Below are 17,809 nucleotides of genomic sequence, written 5' to 3'. Positions count from 1 at the left end.
CCAGTAGCACCTGTGTTACCTTGAGGTCCCTGAGGTCCAGTAGGTCCAGGAGGCCCGCCAGAAGGTCCAGTAGGTCCGGTAACTCCTATACCAGTAGCACCCGTGTTACCTTGAGGCCCAGTAGCGCCAGTAGCGCCAGTAGCGCCCGTGTTACCTCGAGGCCCAGTGGCACCGGTAGCGCCAGTAGCGCCCGTGTTACCTTGAGGTCCAGTGGCACCAGTAGCGCCTGTGTTACCTCGAGGCCCAGTGGCACCAGTAGCGCCCGTGTTACCTTGAGGTCCAGTAGCGCCAGTAGCGCCAGTAGCGCCCGTGTTACCTCGAGGTCCAGTGGCACCGGTAGCGCCAGTAGCGCCCGTGTTACCTCGAGGCCCAGTAGCGCCCGTGTTACCTCGAGGCCCAGTAGCGCCGGTAGCGCCCGTGTTACCTCGAGGCCCAGTGGCACCAGTAGCGCCTGCTGGTCCAGTAGGTCCGGTAGGTCCTTGAATGAACGAAGCAGAATTAACTAGAGCAGTTTGTAATGCTGCTATTAATTTAAGGAGCTCTTGAAGTGTGCAAGGGTCAATCCGGAATAATTTTGTAATGTATAGTAAATAGTTAATGAGATTTTGAAGCTCAATAAATACAGCGCTTGCTACAAAGGTTGGATTTCTTAATATAGTTATTAAGTTTTTAATAATAGCTAACCCTTGTGCTTTCAGGGAGGAAGTAGCGTCTAGTGAACAAATAAATTTACTCAGTAGGTTCAATGTATCGATTAGGTCTTCAATATTTTGGGGAGATGGATTTGCGAAAAGTTTTGGGATTATTTTTGTTAAATCAATAATAATCGCACGAAATGTTCTAAGTTGAGCTTTAGTAATTGGGATTGATGGAGTATTCGGGATTCGTCCGGCGCTACTTGGAAAGCATGGTTTGGAGAATTTGTTTTGATTGTCGTTATAACGAGACATTAAATCTCTCCTTTCTCACGAAAATGTGAACGAAACTCATCATAGTAGATGCAGAAATTAGTTAAATGGTCATAGTAAAATCGTTTGTTTAAAGAAAAAATAGAAAAAACGCCTTACAATAAGGCGTTTTTTCTATTTTCTGCGTATTGATAATATCGCTTTAAGGAAATTTTTGATTTGAATCCAGCGAGTTTTATAATTTCTGATTCAGGAGTTTCTTTTTTTATTAAGTTTAAAATATAGGTGTTACGAAAATGTTGTCCTGAAATTCCTTTACGTAAATTGGCTCTAGCCACTTCGAGGCGAATCATTTTTTGTATAGCAATTTCCGTTAATGCCTTTGGTGCATCATTTTCATATACCCACCTGTATGTTCCACGGTTAAAATCGAATGCGACAAATAATGGATCATCACTATGGTATTTAGGACGAACTGGTTCTGGGATGCTTTTGTAATAATTATATAGTTGTTTTTTGTCTTCTTTTGCTAATGTAATTGTTCTTTCTACACCTGCGGTTGCTGGGATTGATAATGTATTAGTTTCAAAGTGAACGTGATGCATTGTTAATGCTGTAAGTTCCTGTAAGGATAAACCGTAGTCAATCAATAGATTTAAAATAGCAATATTGCGATCCATTAATAAGGGGCGCACAGGAAGTTGTTTTTCTGAAAGTCCTTCTAATGAAGTGACTATATACTTTAACCTTTTTTCTTCATCAGGTGAAATGAAATCTTCGTTACGAAGTGTACGGTCTGGTTGAATAGATATTTCCATATTCTTCAATGGATTAGGAATGTTTAGAAAATGATGCATTCTATTTAGTACAATAAATACACGATGCATCGTTTTTTCTGAGTAATGTCGATTCGTTTTTAAATCGGAAAAGTAATCTTCGTAGTCTTTTGTACAAAGTGTAGCCCATATATTACTGGAAGGGAGCTTTTTGTTTTTTTCTAACCAATGTCCGAAGTCTTCAATGTCATAAACATAACGTTTAATAGTTGAGGGTTTTCGGCCTTTATTCAATAAAAAAATAGAAAAGGCTTGTATTGTATCATGGAATTCCGTTGTCTCCATAGTCCCACCACCTTAATTATTTCTTATATTATAGCAAACTTTTCTGAAAATAGGCATTTACAAGGGGGACAGGAATAATAATATTTGGTGAGTGGATAAAATGAGGTGATTGTATGGAACAATCGATGCGAAAGAAAAACAACAATCAAATTAATATTGTGTTAAACCATCGAAAGAAAATTTCTTTGCCAGCCGCAGAAAATAAAACGGTAATTTCAAATGAAACTGCAATTAAACATGAAATGCTGCAGAGAATTGAAGAAGAGATGGGGAAGCTTGTTGGGATGGAGGATATAAAAAAGATAATAAAAGAAATATATGCTTGGATTTATGTGAATAAAAAAAGACAAGAAAAGGGATTGAAGTCAGAGAAGCAAGTACTTCATATGCTGTTTAAAGGGAATCCAGGTACAGGGAAGACAACTGTTGCTAGAATGATAGGAAAATTGCTGTTTGAGATGAATATTCTATCGAAAGGCCACTTGGTTGAAGCTGAACGTGCTGATCTTGTAGGAGAGTACATCGGCCATACAGCCCAAAAAACAAGAGATTTAATAAAAAAAGCAATGGGAGGTATTTTGTTTATTGATGAGGCGTATTCTTTAGCTCGAGGAGGAGAGAAGGACTTTGGAAAAGAAGCAATTGATACGCTTGTAAAACATATGGAAGATAAACAACATGGTTTTGTATTGATTTTAGCTGGATATTCAAGAGAGATGAATCACTTTCTTTCATTAAATCCAGGGCTTCAATCTCGTTTTCCATTTATTATTGAGTTTGCGGATTACTCGGTAAATCAGCTATTGGAAATTGGGAAGAGAATGTATGAAGATCGTGAATATCAGTTATCAAAAGAAGCTGAATGGAAATTTAGGGATCATTTACATGCGGTGAAGTATTCGTCGCAAATTACATCGTTTAGTAATGGGCGATATGTACGGAATATTGTTGAAAAATCAATTCGTACACAGGCGATGCGGTTGTTGCAAGAAGATGCGTATGATAAAAATGATTTAATTGGAATATCGAGTATGGATTTGATGCTCGAAGAGGAGACGCACAGTACATAAACTGTGCGTCAATTTTTGTGTATAAGTTCGTTTACTCTTTTTTTGTTTTTTCTTGGTGTGTTTTATGGAAGTGTTCCATTTTAGCGCTCTTTTCGTGTGCTGAATTAGGATCGTGTCCAAATTGATTTACTGAGCTTTTTTGAGCTCCTTTATTAACGTGGTTTGTCATTTGTATTCACCTCACTTTAAAAATTAGTATAAACATTATATAAAGAAAAAATCGTTAGAAAAGAAAAACCTCTTTACGATATGTAAAGAGGTTAGATTGCTATTTATGCATTGAACGTTCTTTCGTTTCGATACGTCTGTGCGGTAAATGCCATTTGTAATGAATAGAAACCATGCGGAAGCAAACAATTAAAATGAATAGAATGTAAAGAGCCCAATCGCTAACAATAATTTGAGCTCCAATTAAGAAACCTGCTAAAATTGTCCAAAAGGCATATACTTCAGCTCGAAGAACGAGAGGTTTTCTGCGGGCTAAAAGATCGCGAATGATACCGCCGCCGATACCAGTTAAAACAGCTGCTACAATTGTGGCGCTAATTGGTAAATTTAATTTTTGGGCATATAATGCTCCTTGTACAGCAAATGCCGATAAGCCGATAGCGTCAGTGATATTTTCCCACTTTTTCCAATGTCTAATTAACTTATTTGGAAAAAGAAAAATAATAGTCATTGATAAAAGTGCGATTTGGAATAACATGTCTTGTTGCCAAAACGCGACAATCGGATAACCGATTAATAAATTACGAAGGGCACCTCCCCCAAATGCGGTTGCCATTCCTAAAATATACACCCCGAAAATATCATAATCCTCTTCCATTGCAACAATGGCTCCGCTTAGTGCGAAAGCGATTGTGCCTATGATGCTAAAAATCTCCCATGCCATGAATTTTCTCCCCCGCTAACTAGATGAAATGTGCTTCCTCTGCTATTATATTAGAAGGTTTAAATTTCGAAAAGGATGAGTGAACATATTTGATGGAAGAAAAAGAAAAAGTCATATTAGTAGGCTGTCAATTGCCACAAGATGATGATGAAAAATTTATGCATTCCATGAAAGAGCTTGCATCACTAGCGAAGACTGCACGAGCAGAATTGTTAGTGTCAACAACGCAAAAACGACCAAAGTTTCATCCGGCAACTTACATAGGTAAAGGGAAATTAGAAGAGCTTACAATGTTAACTGAAGAGTTAGAGCCGGATGTTATTGTATTTAATAATGAATTAACGCCGAGTCAAATTCGGAATTTATCCACAGTATTAGATGCGAGAGTAATTGATCGAACGCAACTAATACTGGATATTTTTGCGCAACGTGCGAAGTCGAGGGAAGGTAAGCTTCAAGTAGAATTAGCTCAGTTGCAATATACAATGCCGCGTCTTATGGGGCAAGGATTGTCCTTATCGCGTCTTGGTGGTGGTATTGGAACAAGAGGACCGGGTGAGACGAAATTAGAGACGGATCGTCGTCATATTCGATCGCGTATTGATGAAATAAAGAAACAACTTGCAGTTGTTGTGGAACATCGAAAAAGATATCGTGAGAGAAGAAAAGATAATAAAGTATTTCAAGTGTCATTAATAGGGTATACAAATGCAGGGAAATCGACACTGTTTAATAGATTAACGGAAGCTGATACGTTTGAAGAAAACCTTCTGTTTGCAACATTAGACCCAACGACAAGGAAGATGCCGTTACCTTCTGGTTATACAGTATTACTAACTGATACTGTTGGTTTTATACAAGATTTACCTACTTCATTAATCGCTGCTTTTCGTTCAACACTGGAAGAAGCGGGGGAAGCAGATGTCATTTTACATGTAGTTGATTCCGCGGATCCTAACTACATAGGGCATGAAAAAACAGTAAAAAGATTATTATCAGAACTTGAAATTAACCATATTCCTGTTATTACGTTATATAATAAAAAAGATGAATTACATCAAAACTTTATTCCGTTTCCGAAAAGTGATTTCTTAATGACTAGTGCTTTTGAAGAAAGTGATTTATTGCGTATAAAAGAAGCGATAGAAACGAAGATGAAGAAAGAAATGGATCGTTATCGAGTGGAAATCCCTCCGAGTGAAGGTAAGTTGTTAACGCTTTTAAAGACGGAAACTCTATTAGCAAAGATGGAGTTTCTAGAAGATAAATTTGTATATGATTGTGCAGGGTATATTTTTACTCATTCATCGCTTAATGTGCAATTAAAGAGATTTTTAGTGGAAGAAGGAGAAAATAAAAATGTTTGATCGTTTGAAAAATGGAGAAAAAATTGCTCCAATCGTAAAAGAAGTAGAGAGTCAGATTACAGAAGTACATAAACGTGCGGATGAAGTAATTGAAAGCAATCAGTTTCGTGTATTAGAAAGTTTTCGTAAACATAAAATTAGTGACTCGCATTTTATCCCGACAACAGGTTATGGTTATGATGATATTGGCCGTGATACGTTAGAAAAAGTGTATGCTGATGTATTTGGGGCGGAAGCTGGACTTGTTCGTCCGCAAATTATTTCAGGTACTCACGCTATCTCTACAGCGTTATTTGGTATTTTACGCCCGGGAGATGAGTTATTGTATATCACTGGGAAACCGTATGATACGTTAGAGGAAATTGTTGGTGTACGTGGGAAAGGTGTAGGTTCATTTAAAGAATATAATATCGGTTACAATGCAGTTCCGCTAACTGAAGCTGGGCTTGTTGATTTTGAGGCTGTTGCAGCAGCGATTCATAATAATACGAAAATGATCGGTATTCAGCGCTCGAAAGGTTATGCTACTCGTCCATCGTTTACTATTTCTCAAATTAAAGAGATGATCGCGTTTGTTAAAGAAATTAAACCTGATGTTGTTGTGTTTGTAGATAACTGTTATGGCGAGTTTATTGAAGAGCAAGAGCCATGTCATGTTGGTGCAGATTTAATGGCGGGTTCGCTTATTAAAAACCCGGGCGGCGGAATTGTTAAAACTGGTGGTTATATTGTCGGGAAAGAACAGTATGTTGAAGCGTGTGCATATCGTTTAACATCTCCGGGAATTGGCGCGGAAGCTGGAGCGTCTTTATACAGTCTGCAAGAAATGTATCAAGGGTTCTTCTTAGCGCCACATGTTGCAGGACAAGCGCTGAAAGGTGCAATTTTTACAGCTGCGTTTTTAGAAAAGTTAGGAATGAACACGTCACCAGCGTGGAATGCACCAAGAACAGACTTAATTCAATCTGTTCAATTTGATGATAAAGACCGTATGATTGCCTTCTGCCAAGCGATTCAATATGCATCTCCAATTAATTCGCATTTTACTCCGTATGCAAACTATATGCCAGGCTATGAAGATGATGTAATTATGGCTGCGGGAACATTTATTCAAGGTGCAAGTATTGAATTGTCTGCTGATGGTCCAATTCGTCCGCCTTATGTTGCTTACGTCCAAGGTGGGTTAACTTATTCACATGTGAAGATTGCGATTTGTTCTGCAATTGATGCATTAATTGAAAAAGAATTATTAACAATTTCTTAAGGGGAAGCTGTCGATTTCGGCAGCTTTTTTCGTATAAAAGTAATGATTTATGCGATTAGAAAAAAGAATGAAAAAATTCATAAAAAAAATTATAAAAAATCATGTAAGAAAAGCTAACATCTATTGACACTAAACATAACATAGTATAAAATGAGAAGCAGTTAAGGCGAAGGAGGAACTGAAAAATGAAAGAAGATAGACGTTCTGCCCCGCTGTTTCCTATTGGTATTGTTATGGATTTAACACAATTGTCTGCACGTCAAATTCGCTACTATGAAGAGCATAATCTTGTTTCTCCAACCCGTACAAAGGGGAATCGTAGATTATTTTCATTTAACGATGTAGATAAGTTGTTAGAAATTAAAGATTTGTTAGATCAAGGCTTGAATATGGCTGGTATTAAACAAGTGTTACTAATGAAAGAAAATCAAACAGAAGCAGTGAAAGTAAAAGAAGAAACGAAAGAAATTTCAAAAACTGAGCTTCGCAAAATACTTCGAGATGAACTACAACATACAGGTAGATTCAATCGAACTTCATTGCGACAAGGTGACATTTCAAGATTTTTTCACTAAAGATAACTGATTCTGAAGGCGATTAGAGGGACTAAGGAGGAATTTATAATGTCTAGATACACAAAAGAAGATATTTTCCGTTTGGCGAAAGAAGAGAATGTAAAGTATATCCGTTTACAATTTACGGACCTTTTAGGGGTAATTAAAAACGTAGAGATTCCAGTGAGACAATTAACGAAAGCTCTTGATAACAAAATGATGTTTGATGGATCTTCGATTGAAGGTTTCGTACGTATTGAAGAATCTGATATGTATTTATATCCTGATTTAGACACTTGGGTAATTTTCCCTTGGACAGCTGAAAAAGGTAAAGTAGCTCGACTAATCTGTGATATTTACAATGCAGATGGCACTCCATTTGATGGAGACCCACGTAACAACTTAAAACGTGTGTTAAAAGAAATGGAAGCTTTAGGATTTTCAGACTTCAATCTTGGACCAGAGCCAGAATTCTTCCTATTTAAGGTTGATGAAAAAGGAAATCCAACATTAGAACTAAACGATAACGGTGGATACTTCGACCTTGCGCCGATGGATCTAGGGGAAAACTGTCGTCGTGATATCGTTCTTGAACTTGAAGAAATGGGATTTGAAATTGAAGCATCTCACCATGAGGTTGCTCCAGGGCAGCACGAAATTGACTTTAAATATGCAAATGCAATTCGCTCATGTGATGACATTCAAACATTCAAACTTGTTGTAAAAACAATTGCTCGTAAACATGGTTTACACGCAACGTTTATGCCAAAACCACTATACGGTGTGAACGGTTCAGGTATGCACTGTAACTTATCATTATTTAAAAATGGTGAGAACGTATTCTTTGATGCAAACGGTGACTTACAATTAAGTGATGATGCTCGTCACTTCATCGCAGGTATTTTAAAACATGCACCAGCATTTACAGCGATAGCAAACCCAACTGTAAACTCATACAAACGTCTAGTGCCTGGATATGAAGCGCCTTGTTACGTAGCATGGTCTGCACAAAACCGTAGTCCGTTAGTACGTATCCCTGCATCTCGTGGTATTAGTACACGCGTAGAAGTACGTAGTGTTGACCCAGCTGCAAACCCATATTTAGTAATGGCTACATTATTAGCTGCAGGTCTTGATGGAATTAAAAACAAATTAACTCCACCAGCAGCAGTAGATCGTAACATCTATGTAATGACAAAAGAAGAGCGCGAAGAAGCAGGTATCGTTGACTTACCAGCAACATTAGCGCAAGCATTAGTTACATTACAATCTAATGAAGTAGTATGCGGTGCACTAGGAGAACACTTACTTGAGCACTTCATCGAAGCGAAAGAGATTGAGTGGGATATATTTAGAACACAAGTTCACCAATGGGAACGCGATCAATATATGTCTCTATACTAAGAGAGAGAAGCCTTGATACTACGGTATCAGGGCTTTTTTTAGCTTTTTTAAGTGAAGTTATTGGATTGTTTTTGATTTCCTTGAATCATTTTACTAAGAAAATTTTTTCGATAGAATCGATCTTCTCTTTTTTTTAATTACTTGTGCTATAACTTAATAATTTTTTACTGCCTGTACGACGCGACCAATGATTTTTACGTCCTCATCTGCAAGGTTGTAAGTTTGTGGCTTGTGAATCGAATCATTACTCAATGGTATTAACGTAATGATACTTAGTTATAAAACAGTCTTATTCAGGGATTCGTCAGTTTATTTTCTAAATTTAGGCAATAAATATAGCTTAGTACCTTGCAATAAACAATACCAAATGGTATATTATGGATAAGATAGGTACTGTGCATTGAACAGTACTAAGATAGGAAAGGAGGATGGCACTTGAACGTTCAGTTTAAAAAAGGTGTGCTTGAACTTTGTGTATTAGCACTTGTAAAACGTAAAGATAGTTACGGTTATGAACTTGTTCAGCAAATTTCTAATAAATTTTTAATATCGGAAGGGTCGGTATACCCTTTATTACGTCGTTTGACGAAAGAAGGGTATTTTCAAACGTATTTAAAGGAATCTACGGAAGGGCCACCTCGTAAATATTATCAATTAACAGAGCAAGGGGAGACGCAATTTCATTTGTTAGTAACAGAATGGTGTGATTTTGCGAAAGGGGTACAAGAAATTATTGAAGGGGTGGAATGGGATGAGTAAAGAAGGGTTTCTTAAAGAATTATCAAGTTATCTTAGAAAGTTACCAGAGGAAGAGAGGCAAGATATTTTATTGGATTATGAAGAGCACTTTCAGTTTGGACTAGAAGAGGGGAAAACTGAATCAGAAATAATACAAGGCCTTGGTTCTCCGAAAGTAATCGCGAAAGAATTACTTGCGATGTATCGCTTCGATGAAATGAAAAAAAATCCATCGACTTCAAATGTGACAAGAGCTGTTATGGCAGCGATTGGACTTAGTTTGTTTAATTTTATTATTGTGTTAGGCCCATTAGTCGCAATTATTGCTTTTATATTTTCTTTTTGGATCGGTGGTATTGCTAGTGTAGTAACACCATTTTTCGTTATTGGAAAAGTATTTATGGGTACTTTTATATGGTTGGATCTTTTCGTTAGTATAACGTTTGTTGGAGTAGGTTTATTGTTATGTATTATCGCTTTTTATAGTACAAAGTGGTTTAAGAGATTGTGTGTACGATATGTAATATGGAACTTCAAAATGATAAAAGGAGAGTAAATGATGAAAAAACTATTTTTAATCGCTATTGCTTGTATCATTATTGGAGTAATAGGAATTTCCCAAACATATGAAAAAGCAGTACAAACTGCTAAAAAAGGCGATAAAGAAAATGTAATTAAAAACGAAACATTAAAAAATATAGAAGTTAAGTTAGATGCCGGGGATATTATTGTCCAAAAATCTCCTGACTCTTCTTTTTATATCAAGCAATCAGGAGATGTACGTAAACAAGAGATTCGCATTGCAGAAGATGGTGACACATTAAAAGTTATTGGGGAAAGAGAAAAAGGTGCTTCATTTGATTTTTCTTTTTACGATTTTAGGTTTCAAACGTCTAAATTGACTCTCCTTGTGCCCGAACGCTCTTACCAAGATGTAAAAGTAAATTCATCTGCTGGACAAATCGAAATGAGTGATGTGAAAAGTGATAGCGTAAGTGTTAGAACACTTGCTGGAGAAGTAGAGTTGAAACAAATAACGGCTAAGAATGTGGAGGGATCGACAAAAGCTGGTGAGGTGAATTTTAAGAAGGTATTAGGGAAAGTGACCGCAAAAACAACAAGTGGGGAAATAAATATTCAAGATCATGATTCTAAGTATAATCTAGAAGCAAGTTCAACTGCGGGAGATATAGATATTACTTTATCGGAAAAACCACAAGATGCGGTAATTACTGGGCAAAGTGCTGCCGGAGATGTAACAATTTTTAATGAAGAAAATAAAAACGTAACAATTGGAAATGGTAGTAAAAAGATTAGTGGTAAAACGGCTGCTGGAGATGTGACGATTAAAACTCGTTAATAAGAAATAGAATGCATGGAAATCTATCAAAATACAAAAAAAGAAGATAATTACCGTTATATAAATAAGGTAATTATCTTCTTTTTTTTATTTTTAATGTAAATCACGATATACGCCAATTACTTTCCCGATAACTGACACTTGTTTTAAAATGATAGGTTCTAATGAAGAATTTTCTGGTTGTAGACGGAAATGGTCTTTTTCTTTATAGAAACGTTTAACAGTTGCTTCATTATCTTCTGTTAAAGCGACTACAATTTCACCATTATATGCAGACTGTTGTTGGCGAACAACAACTAAATCTCCATCGAAAATACCAGCTTCAATCATACTATCTCCAGAAATACGTAACATGAACACTTGGTCTGCTCCAGCAACAATACTAGCTGGAAGTGGGAAATGTTCCTCTACGCTTTCGACCGCTGTAATTGGTAAACCAGCAGTAACTTTTCCGACAATTGGAACTTGAATAACAGATTGTGTTTCCGTATCCATTCGGTCTTCACCTAAAATTTCAATGGCACGTGGTTTTGTTGGATCGCGTCGAATGTATCCTTTTTCTTCTAATCGTGATAAATGTCCGTGTACTGTAGAACTAGAAGCGAGGCCGACTGCTTGACCAATTTCACGTACGGAAGGTGGATATCCTTTTTCTTGTACTTTTAGCTTAATAAAGTCGAGAATGTCTTGCTGGCGTTTCGTTAACTTTTCCATGTTTTCTAACACCTCGTTTTCTTTCATTTTTCTTATTAATAAGTATAACATGTGAAAAAACATTCTACAAACATAAGTTCGAACAAATGGCGGATTTATGTTACACTATAGGGAAATAATAGGGAGAAAGAGGGGTTCAAAATGAATGCAATTATTTATGCACGTGTGAGTACAACGAAAGAAGCGCAAGAAACATCATTATTACGTCAAAAAGATGAATTATTGCATTTAGCTGAGCGCTATCAAATGAATGTTACTAAGGTGATTGAAGAGCAGGCTAGTGGATATACAATTGAACGTGACGGTATATTAGAGGTGTTGGATACAATTCGAGACGAACAAATTGATGTGTTACTTATACAAGATGAAACGCGTCTTGGTAGAGGAAATGCGAAGATCGCGTTAATGCATTGTTTACATAAAGAAGGCATAAAAGTATATACGCATACACATAATGGTGAATTACAATTGTCGGATTCTGATTCGATGGTATTAGATATTATTGGTATTGTTGAAGAATATCAAAGAAAGATTCATAATATGAAAATTAAACGAGGTATGCAACGTGCAGTAGAAAAAGGTTATCGTCCAGAAAAAAATTTAAAAAATCGTCATTTAAGTGTAGGAAGAGAGAAAAAAGAAGTGCCAATTGAGGAAATTGTACGTTTGCGAAAAAGTGAACTCACGTTTGAAGAAATTGCAGCAACATTACGTGGATTTGGTCATAATGTTTCAAAGGCGACTGTACATCGTAGATATGTAGAGTATACGAAGCAATTGCTTGATAAAGAAGAGTAACTATTGTATGATAATAATCAGTTTTGATTAGAAGGGGGATTCGAGATGATTAATCACGAACTCGTTGAACGCATTAACTTCTTAGCGAAAAAAGCAAAAGCTGAAGGTTTAACTGAAGAAGAGCAACGTGAGCGTCAATCGCTACGTGAACAATATTTAAAAGGATTTCGTCAAAATATGTTAAACGAACTTAAAGGTATTAAAGTTGTTAACGAAGAAGGTACAGATGTTACACCGACGAAATTAAAAGCTTTAAAAAAGCAAGATAATGCAAAATTAAATTAAAAGATGGGCGAAGCCCATCTTTTTTATTTGTAAAAATCGTTATTTAATAACTTTCCAGTTGTTATTAACTGTTGCTTCTATCGTTTTATGTTCCAATATATAATTAGCGATAAGTTCAGACATATCTGTGGGTATATCTTTTACTACTGGTTTGTTTTGAAACATAAAGAAATTTCCCCCGCCACTTGAACGATAATTATTCATTACAACGTCATATTCTTCATTCATATTAAGAGGAGCACTGTTATGCTGTAAAGATTCTACTCTTTCACCAATTGGTTTTGAAATGTTTAATACGTATGAAATCCCTTCCCACATATCATAATTATAATGTTGTGGCTTTGGTTCTATGTAGGTAGGACTTACGGTGATTGATCCATCTGTTTTTAATGTGAAATAAGAAGCAGAGAGTTCAAGAGCATTTTTTATATCTGCTCCAGTTATTTTAATTACTTTTAATGTGTTTGGATAAATATAATTAGAAACGATATCACGCATTGTTACATGTTCCGGGAAACCTGGAGATGTATTATGGAACAAACTTGTACAAGAAATTGATACATTAGCTATATTCATCTGTATTTTATTTATGAATTCTATAAAAGGATGATCATGCAAACGAGTTTGCATAGCATCTGAAATTTGCATGTCCCCTTGAATGATTCCAATAGGTTGATCAAGCCACTTTTGTGTTTTCTTTTCGTAATCGGCTACCAATGAAAGTACATCTTGGTCCGCCTCAAATCCTTGTACAGATAATAATTCAGAAGAACTCTCTTTTTTCACCCATTTATGTTTCGTTTTTTCGAATGTTACTTTTACTTTTCCAACTGAGTGTCCATTGCATCCGGTCTGTAAAATTGTTACACCGTTAGCCATTGTGTGAGAAATTTCACGGTGTTGGTGGCCTGTTAATAAGATATCTATGCCTTCAATTTCATGGCACATTGCATATCCTTGGTTTTCTCCTGTTAACACTTCAGTCGGTACCCCGGTTTGTAAATCTCGTTCAACTCCCCCGTGATACGCTACGACTAGTAAATCTGGTTTCTCATGTTTGCGAATATAAGAAACCCATTCTTTTGTAGTCTTTAATGCATCTTCAAATAGTAAATCTTTAATGTGATGGGACTGTTCCCAATTTGGTATGTAATGTGTTGTTACCCCTAAAATAGCAATTTTTATATTTGATTCAATATGTTTTATTACATATGGTTTCCCGAAATAAGGTTTTTTACTGTTTTTATCTAAAATGTTTGCTGATAGGTACGGGAAGTTCGCAGTAGTCACAGCATTATTTAATATATCCATCCCGTAATTAAATTCATGATTGCCGATAATTGCAGCGTCATACTGTAAGTAATTCGCTAATAAGGACATTGGGTTTTTTTTGTTTTTTTCGTATGTAACATAATGATAAGTAAATGGTGTTCCTTGAATAAAGTCGCCATTATCAATTAAAAGAACGTTTGTATTTTGGGAACGTTCTTTTTTTATAAGAGTAGAAATTTTAGCTAAACCAAGTTCTGCTGGGGAGTTATCTTGGTAGTGAATAGGATAAACAGTGCCATGTATATCGCTTGTTAATAAGATGTTTAAAGTTACAGTTTGATTTTGTTCCAATATGACTCACCTTTTCTATTGTTATCTTCCAATTCATCATATCAAATATGTGAAGAGAATTTTAATGTGAGTGTATAGAATGTGTAAAGATTCTGTAAATAATCAATTATTTGTAAAAATATGTGATATATTTCTTCATGTTTATGAAAGGTTATTTTATAACAATGAAAAATGGAGGCATTAATATGTTGAAAAAAGTTTTTGCAATGAGCACAACAGTTGTACTAGCAGCGGGATTATTAAGTGGCTGTGGAACGAAGGAATCAAGTAAAAATGAAGATACGAAAAAAGGGTATGTACCGAAGACTTTAAATGTTCAATTTGTTCCTTCTCAAAATGCAGATACGTTAGAGGCGAAGGCAAAACCGCTTGAGAAGCTATTAAGTGATAAGTTAAATATTCCAGTAAAAGTTAGTATTTCAACGAACTACAATACAATTGTAGAAGCGATGGCATCTAAACAAGTAGATGTAGGATTTTTACCGCCAACAGCGTACGTATTAGCACATGAAAAGAAGGCTGCAAATGTAATTTTACAAGCACAACGTTTTGGAGTAGATGATGAAACGGGAGCCCCTACAAAGGATTTAGTAGACTTTTATAAATCTGAGTTTGTTGTTAAGAAAGATTCAAATATTAATAGTGTAAAAGATTTAAAAGGTAAAAAAATTGGCTATCAAGATGTAACGTCATCAGCGGGATATGTGTGGCCTGCAGCTGTTCTATTAAAAGAGGGAATTGATCCGTTAAAAGATGTGAAACCTGTTACATTAAAAGGTCACGATCAGTCGCTTATTGCTCTTTTAAATGGTGACGTAGATGCGGCTGTTGTATTCCAAGATGCTCGTAATATTGTAAAAAAAGATTATCCGAATATATTTGATCAAACGAAAATAGTGAAATTTACTGAGAAAATTCCGAACGATACAATTTCTGTACGATCTGATTTAGATGCAGAGTGGAGCAAGAAATTACAAGATGCTTTCATTGAAATTGGAAAGAATGAGGAAGGTCACAAAATCATTAAAGAAGTATATTCACATGAAGGATATGTTAAATCTGATGATAGTAAATTTGACATCGTTCGTGAATATGGGAAGAAAGTAAAAACGCAATAATACATATGGAAATGGCAGCTAGCTGAAAGGGGATGTTTTCAGTTAGTTTGCCGTTTTGAATACATAGAAGGTAGGTAAGATGTGTGATAGAGTTTCGAAATGTTTCCAAAATGTATCCGAATGGCACAAAGGGATTGAATAATATAAATTTAAAGATTCAAAAAGGTGAGTTTATTGTAATGGTCGGATTATCCGGAGCTGGAAAATCTACACTTCTCAGATCCGTAAATCGTCTTCATGAGATTACCGAAGGAGAAATCATTATTGAAGGTGAGTCTATTACTTCTGCGAAAGGAAAAGGATTAAGGCGTATGCGCCGGGATATCGGTATGATCTTCCAAAGTTTTAACCTTGTAAAGCGATCAACAGTATTAAAAAATGTATTAGCTGGTCGTGTTGGATATCATTCCACATTACGTACAACGTTAGGTTTGTTTCCGAAAGAAGATGTGGAGCTCGCATTTCAAGCGTTAAAAAGAGTGAATATTTTAGAAAAAGCATATGCACGTGCTGATGAATTATCAGGAGGACAACAGCAACGTGTATCGATAGCTAGAGCATTGGCGCAAGAAGCAAAAATCATATTGGCAGATGAGCCTGTTGCATCGTTAGATCCACTTACGACAAAGCAAGTGCTAGATGATTTGAAAAAAATTAATGAAGATTTTGGAATCACGACAATTGTAAATTTACATTCTATTGATTTGGCTAGACAATATGCGACACGCATTATCGGATTACATGCAGGAGAAATTGTTTTTGACGGTTTAGTAGAAGAAGCAACGGATGAAAAATTCGCTGAAATTTATGGGGACGTTGCTCAGAAAAGCGAATTATTAGAGGTGGCAGTAAAATGAATGAGGTGACGATATATTCAAATGAAATACCGAAGCCGCCGAGTAAATTGAAACATATGTTAACGTTTATTTTAGTTATTTTAATGCTGTGGAGTAGTAGTGTACAAGTAGATGCATCATTTTCAAAACTGGTAGGCGGTTTTCCAAATATGGTAGATCTATTGAAAGAAATGGTGCCACCTGATTGGAGTTATTTTCAAGTTATTACAACAGCGATGTTAGATACAATACGTATGGCGATTATTGGGACGACCTTAGGAGCGATTTTAGCTATTCCACTTGCATTGTTTGCAGCAAGTAATGTGTTTACTAACACATTTTTATACAGTCTAGCTCGAATGATTTTAAATTTTATACGAACAATACCAGATTTATTATTGGCGGCTATTTTCGTAGCGATTTTTGGAATTGGGCCACTTCCAGGTATTTTGGCTCTTACTTTTTTTTCAATTGGACTTGTAGCGAAATTGTTGTATGAATCAATTGAATCAATTGACCCTGGCCCACTAGAAGCGATGACAGCTGTAGGGGCTACTAAGGTACAATGGATTGTTTATGGGGTAATTCCGCAAGTAAAAGCACATTTTGTCTCCTATGTTCTTTATACATTTGAGGTGAACGTACGTGCAGCAGCTGTTTTAGGTTTAGTAGGAGCAGGTGGTATTGGACTATATTATGATCGTACACTTGGATTTTTACAATATAAACAAACTGCTTCTATAATTATTTATACCCTTATTGTTGTTTTGTTAATTGACTACATTAGTACATTGTTACGGGAGAAACTATAATGAATAGAACGACGATGATTGTGCCAAAACCGAAGAAACCGAGTATATATCGCTGGATTATTTTAATAGCACTTACAGTTGTATATGTATGGGCCTTTTCAGGAGTACCATTAGAGGGGATAAAGGACACAGCAGGTGAAATCACGAAAGCAATTATGACAGGGATATTGAATCCAGACTGGTCGTATGTATCTTTGCCAGATGGTGAAGATTTATTACATGGATTAATTGATACGTTGGCAATTGCAATATTAGGTACATTTATTTCTGCATTTTTATCTGTTCCGTTTGCCTTTTGGGCGGCAACGAATATGAGTAGTGGAAAATTAACTTCAGGATCTGGGAAATTTGTACTTAGTTTTGTTCGTACGTTTCCTGAATTAGTTATGGCTCTTTTATTTATAAAAGCTGTTGGTCCAGGCTCTTTTGCAGGAGTATTGGCCTTAGGATTACATTCTATTGGAATGTTAGGGAAACTATATTCAGAAGGAATTGAAAACATAGATAAAGGACCGACGGAAGCGTTACTAGCAACAGGAGCAAACCGTTTTCAAATACTTTGGTATGCAGTGTTACCACAAGTGTTACCGGATTTTCTATCGTATACGTTATACAGATTTGAAATTAATGTACGATCCGCTGCGATTTTAGGGGTTATTGGAGCAGGAGGGATTGGTACACCTTTAATTTTTGCGCTGAGTTCACGGAATTGGTCTCGTGTTGGGATTATTTTATTAGGTATCATTTTAATGGTAATTATAATTGATTGGATTTCAAGTTCGATTCGGAAACGGATTGTTTAACTTATTTGAAAAGCATCGAAGTTAGATGCTTTTTGTGTTTTTAAAAACGTATTAAAAAAAGTAAGTATAGAAGAAATTTGTATAAATATACAGATAATTCCCTTTCTTTTTAAAATAAAAATAATGAAAAAGTATGTCATAT

Annotated in this window: 20 protein-coding genes and 1 pseudogene; 14 read left to right on the top strand and 7 right to left on the bottom strand. The window is 35.9% G+C overall.

The features are described 5' to 3' along the window. The coding region (locus HFD78_RS18180) for a collagen-like repeat preface domain-containing protein (RefSeq protein WP_191968096.1) at positions 1 to 950 on the bottom strand (950 nt) is incomplete at its 3' end. 113 nt (positions 951 to 1,063) lie between these two features. Beyond that, entirely contained in the window at positions 1,064 to 2,029 is a 966-nt protein-coding gene (locus HFD78_RS18175; RefSeq protein ID WP_000450319.1) for a tyrosine-type recombinase/integrase, read from the bottom strand. Positions 2,030 to 2,142: 113 nt separating this feature from the next. Here HFD78_RS18175 and spoVK point away from each other — a divergent pair, with 113 nt between their 5' ends. Then, entirely contained in the window at positions 2,143 to 3,099 is a 957-nt protein-coding gene (spoVK, locus tag HFD78_RS18170) for a stage V sporulation protein K (RefSeq protein ID WP_000438175.1), read from the top strand. Between the two features lie 31 nt (positions 3,100 to 3,130). On the opposite strand, the gene HFD78_RS18165 is transcribed toward spoVK, so the two are convergent. Together HFD78_RS18165 and HFD78_RS18160 are read right to left on the bottom strand one after the other, a co-directional pair. Beyond that, positions 3,131 to 3,268: a hypothetical protein gene (locus HFD78_RS18165; RefSeq protein WP_000181502.1), complete on the bottom strand. Its 138-nt coding sequence runs from the start codon at positions 3,266 to 3,268 to the stop codon at positions 3,131 to 3,133. Between the two features lie 99 nt (positions 3,269 to 3,367). Then, on the bottom strand, positions 3,368 to 3,991 hold the full coding sequence (locus tag HFD78_RS18160; RefSeq protein ID WP_000312267.1) for a trimeric intracellular cation channel family protein: 624 nt from the start codon (positions 3,989 to 3,991) through the stop codon (positions 3,368 to 3,370). 92 nt (positions 3,992 to 4,083) lie between these two features. Here HFD78_RS18160 and hflX point away from each other — a divergent pair, with 92 nt between their 5' ends. The 4 genes from hflX (at position 4,084) to glnA (ending at position 8,580) form a co-directional block, all read left to right on the top strand. Continuing rightward, positions 4,084 to 5,358, top strand: coding sequence for a GTPase HflX (hflX, locus tag HFD78_RS18155; RefSeq protein WP_000391409.1), 1,275 nt, complete (start codon positions 4,084 to 4,086; stop codon positions 5,356 to 5,358). Further along, complete coding sequence (locus tag HFD78_RS18150) at positions 5,351 to 6,622, top strand: methionine gamma-lyase family protein (protein ID WP_000460289.1); 1,272 nt, start codon at positions 5,351 to 5,353, stop codon at positions 6,620 to 6,622. The genes hflX and HFD78_RS18150 overlap by 8 nt, the downstream gene beginning before the upstream one ends. 185 nt (positions 6,623 to 6,807) lie before the next feature. Then, entirely contained in the window at positions 6,808 to 7,197 is a 390-nt protein-coding gene (gene glnR, locus HFD78_RS18145) for a transcriptional repressor GlnR (protein ID WP_000656783.1), read from the top strand. A gap of 48 nt (positions 7,198 to 7,245) precedes the next feature. Next, positions 7,246 to 8,580, top strand: coding sequence for a type I glutamate--ammonia ligase (glnA, locus tag HFD78_RS18140; RefSeq protein ID WP_000092763.1), 1,335 nt, complete (start codon positions 7,246 to 7,248; stop codon positions 8,578 to 8,580). Between the two features lie 153 nt (positions 8,581 to 8,733). Here glnA and HFD78_RS18135 read toward each other — a convergent pair. Continuing rightward, positions 8,734 to 8,853 (bottom strand): annotated as a pseudogene (locus tag HFD78_RS18135) (LexA family protein); the annotation flags it as partial. Between the two features lie 162 nt (positions 8,854 to 9,015). Between HFD78_RS18135 and HFD78_RS18130 the strand changes: the two are divergent. The 3 genes from HFD78_RS18130 to HFD78_RS18120 are packed head-to-tail and all read left to right on the top strand — an operon-like array spanning position 9,016 to position 10,678. Next, positions 9,016 to 9,339 carry a PadR family transcriptional regulator gene (locus tag HFD78_RS18130; RefSeq protein ID WP_001102627.1) on the top strand — a complete coding sequence of 108 codons (324 nt, stop codon included), beginning with the start codon at positions 9,016 to 9,018 and terminating at the stop codon, positions 9,337 to 9,339. Further along, positions 9,332 to 9,874 carry a DUF1700 domain-containing protein gene (locus HFD78_RS18125; protein WP_000031383.1) on the top strand — a complete coding sequence of 181 codons (543 nt, stop codon included), beginning with the start codon at positions 9,332 to 9,334 and terminating at the stop codon, positions 9,872 to 9,874. Before HFD78_RS18130 ends, HFD78_RS18125 begins: the two co-directional genes overlap by 8 nt. Further along, positions 9,875 to 10,678 carry a DUF4097 family beta strand repeat-containing protein gene (locus tag HFD78_RS18120; protein WP_000976240.1) on the top strand — a complete coding sequence of 268 codons (804 nt, stop codon included), beginning with the start codon at positions 9,875 to 9,877 and terminating at the stop codon, positions 10,676 to 10,678. A 93-nt stretch (positions 10,679 to 10,771) separates the two neighbouring features. On the opposite strand, the gene lexA is transcribed toward HFD78_RS18120, so the two are convergent. After that, complete coding sequence (gene lexA / locus HFD78_RS18115; RefSeq protein WP_000413738.1) at positions 10,772 to 11,392, bottom strand: transcriptional repressor LexA; 621 nt, start codon at positions 11,390 to 11,392, stop codon at positions 10,772 to 10,774. A gap of 141 nt (positions 11,393 to 11,533) precedes the next feature. Here lexA and HFD78_RS18110 point away from each other — a divergent pair, with 141 nt between their 5' ends. Together HFD78_RS18110 and HFD78_RS18105 are read left to right on the top strand one after the other, a co-directional pair. After that, positions 11,534 to 12,190, top strand: coding sequence for a YneB family resolvase-like protein (locus HFD78_RS18110; RefSeq protein ID WP_000991472.1), 657 nt, complete (start codon positions 11,534 to 11,536; stop codon positions 12,188 to 12,190). 45 nt (positions 12,191 to 12,235) lie between these two features. Next, positions 12,236 to 12,475: a DUF896 domain-containing protein gene (locus HFD78_RS18105; RefSeq protein ID WP_000607015.1), complete on the top strand. Its 240-nt coding sequence runs from the start codon at positions 12,236 to 12,238 to the stop codon at positions 12,473 to 12,475. A gap of 39 nt (positions 12,476 to 12,514) precedes the next feature. Here HFD78_RS18105 and HFD78_RS18100 read toward each other — a convergent pair whose 3' ends face one another. After that, positions 12,515 to 14,098, bottom strand: coding sequence for a bifunctional metallophosphatase/5'-nucleotidase (locus HFD78_RS18100; RefSeq protein WP_098878476.1), 1,584 nt, complete (start codon positions 14,096 to 14,098; stop codon positions 12,515 to 12,517). Positions 14,099 to 14,283: 185 nt separating this feature from the next. On the opposite strand from HFD78_RS18100, the gene HFD78_RS18095 reads away from it, so the two are divergent. The 4 genes from HFD78_RS18095 (at position 14,284) to phnE (HFD78_RS18080) (ending at position 17,667) form a co-directional block, all read left to right on the top strand. Beyond that, positions 14,284 to 15,216: a phosphate/phosphite/phosphonate ABC transporter substrate-binding protein gene (locus HFD78_RS18095; protein ID WP_000915077.1), complete on the top strand. Its 933-nt coding sequence runs from the start codon at positions 14,284 to 14,286 to the stop codon at positions 15,214 to 15,216. 83 nt (positions 15,217 to 15,299) lie between these two features. Further along, complete coding sequence (gene phnC / locus HFD78_RS18090; RefSeq protein ID WP_000569232.1) at positions 15,300 to 16,073, top strand: phosphonate ABC transporter ATP-binding protein; 774 nt, start codon at positions 15,300 to 15,302, stop codon at positions 16,071 to 16,073. Then, the gene (phnE, locus tag HFD78_RS18085; RefSeq protein ID WP_001006812.1) at positions 16,070 to 16,864 is read left to right on the top strand and encodes a phosphonate ABC transporter, permease protein PhnE; all 795 of its coding nucleotides are present in this window, start codon (positions 16,070 to 16,072) and stop codon (positions 16,862 to 16,864) included. The genes phnC and phnE (HFD78_RS18085) overlap by 4 nt, the downstream gene beginning before the upstream one ends. Further along, a complete protein-coding gene (gene phnE / locus HFD78_RS18080) occupies positions 16,864 to 17,667 on the top strand; it encodes a phosphonate ABC transporter, permease protein PhnE (protein WP_001082389.1) in 804 nt (267 codons plus the stop codon). The genes phnE (HFD78_RS18085) and phnE (HFD78_RS18080) overlap by 1 nt, the downstream gene beginning before the upstream one ends. Positions 17,668 to 17,809 lie beyond the last annotated feature (142 nt).

The organism is Bacillus sp. EKM501B (assembly GCF_011800505.1).
In the GTDB taxonomy this organism is placed as follows: Bacteria; Bacillota; Bacilli; order Bacillales; family Bacillaceae_G; genus Bacillus_A; species Bacillus_A cereus.
The sequence above is the reverse complement of the archived record's forward strand: the minus strand, read 5'-3'. Positions and strand labels throughout refer to the sequence as shown.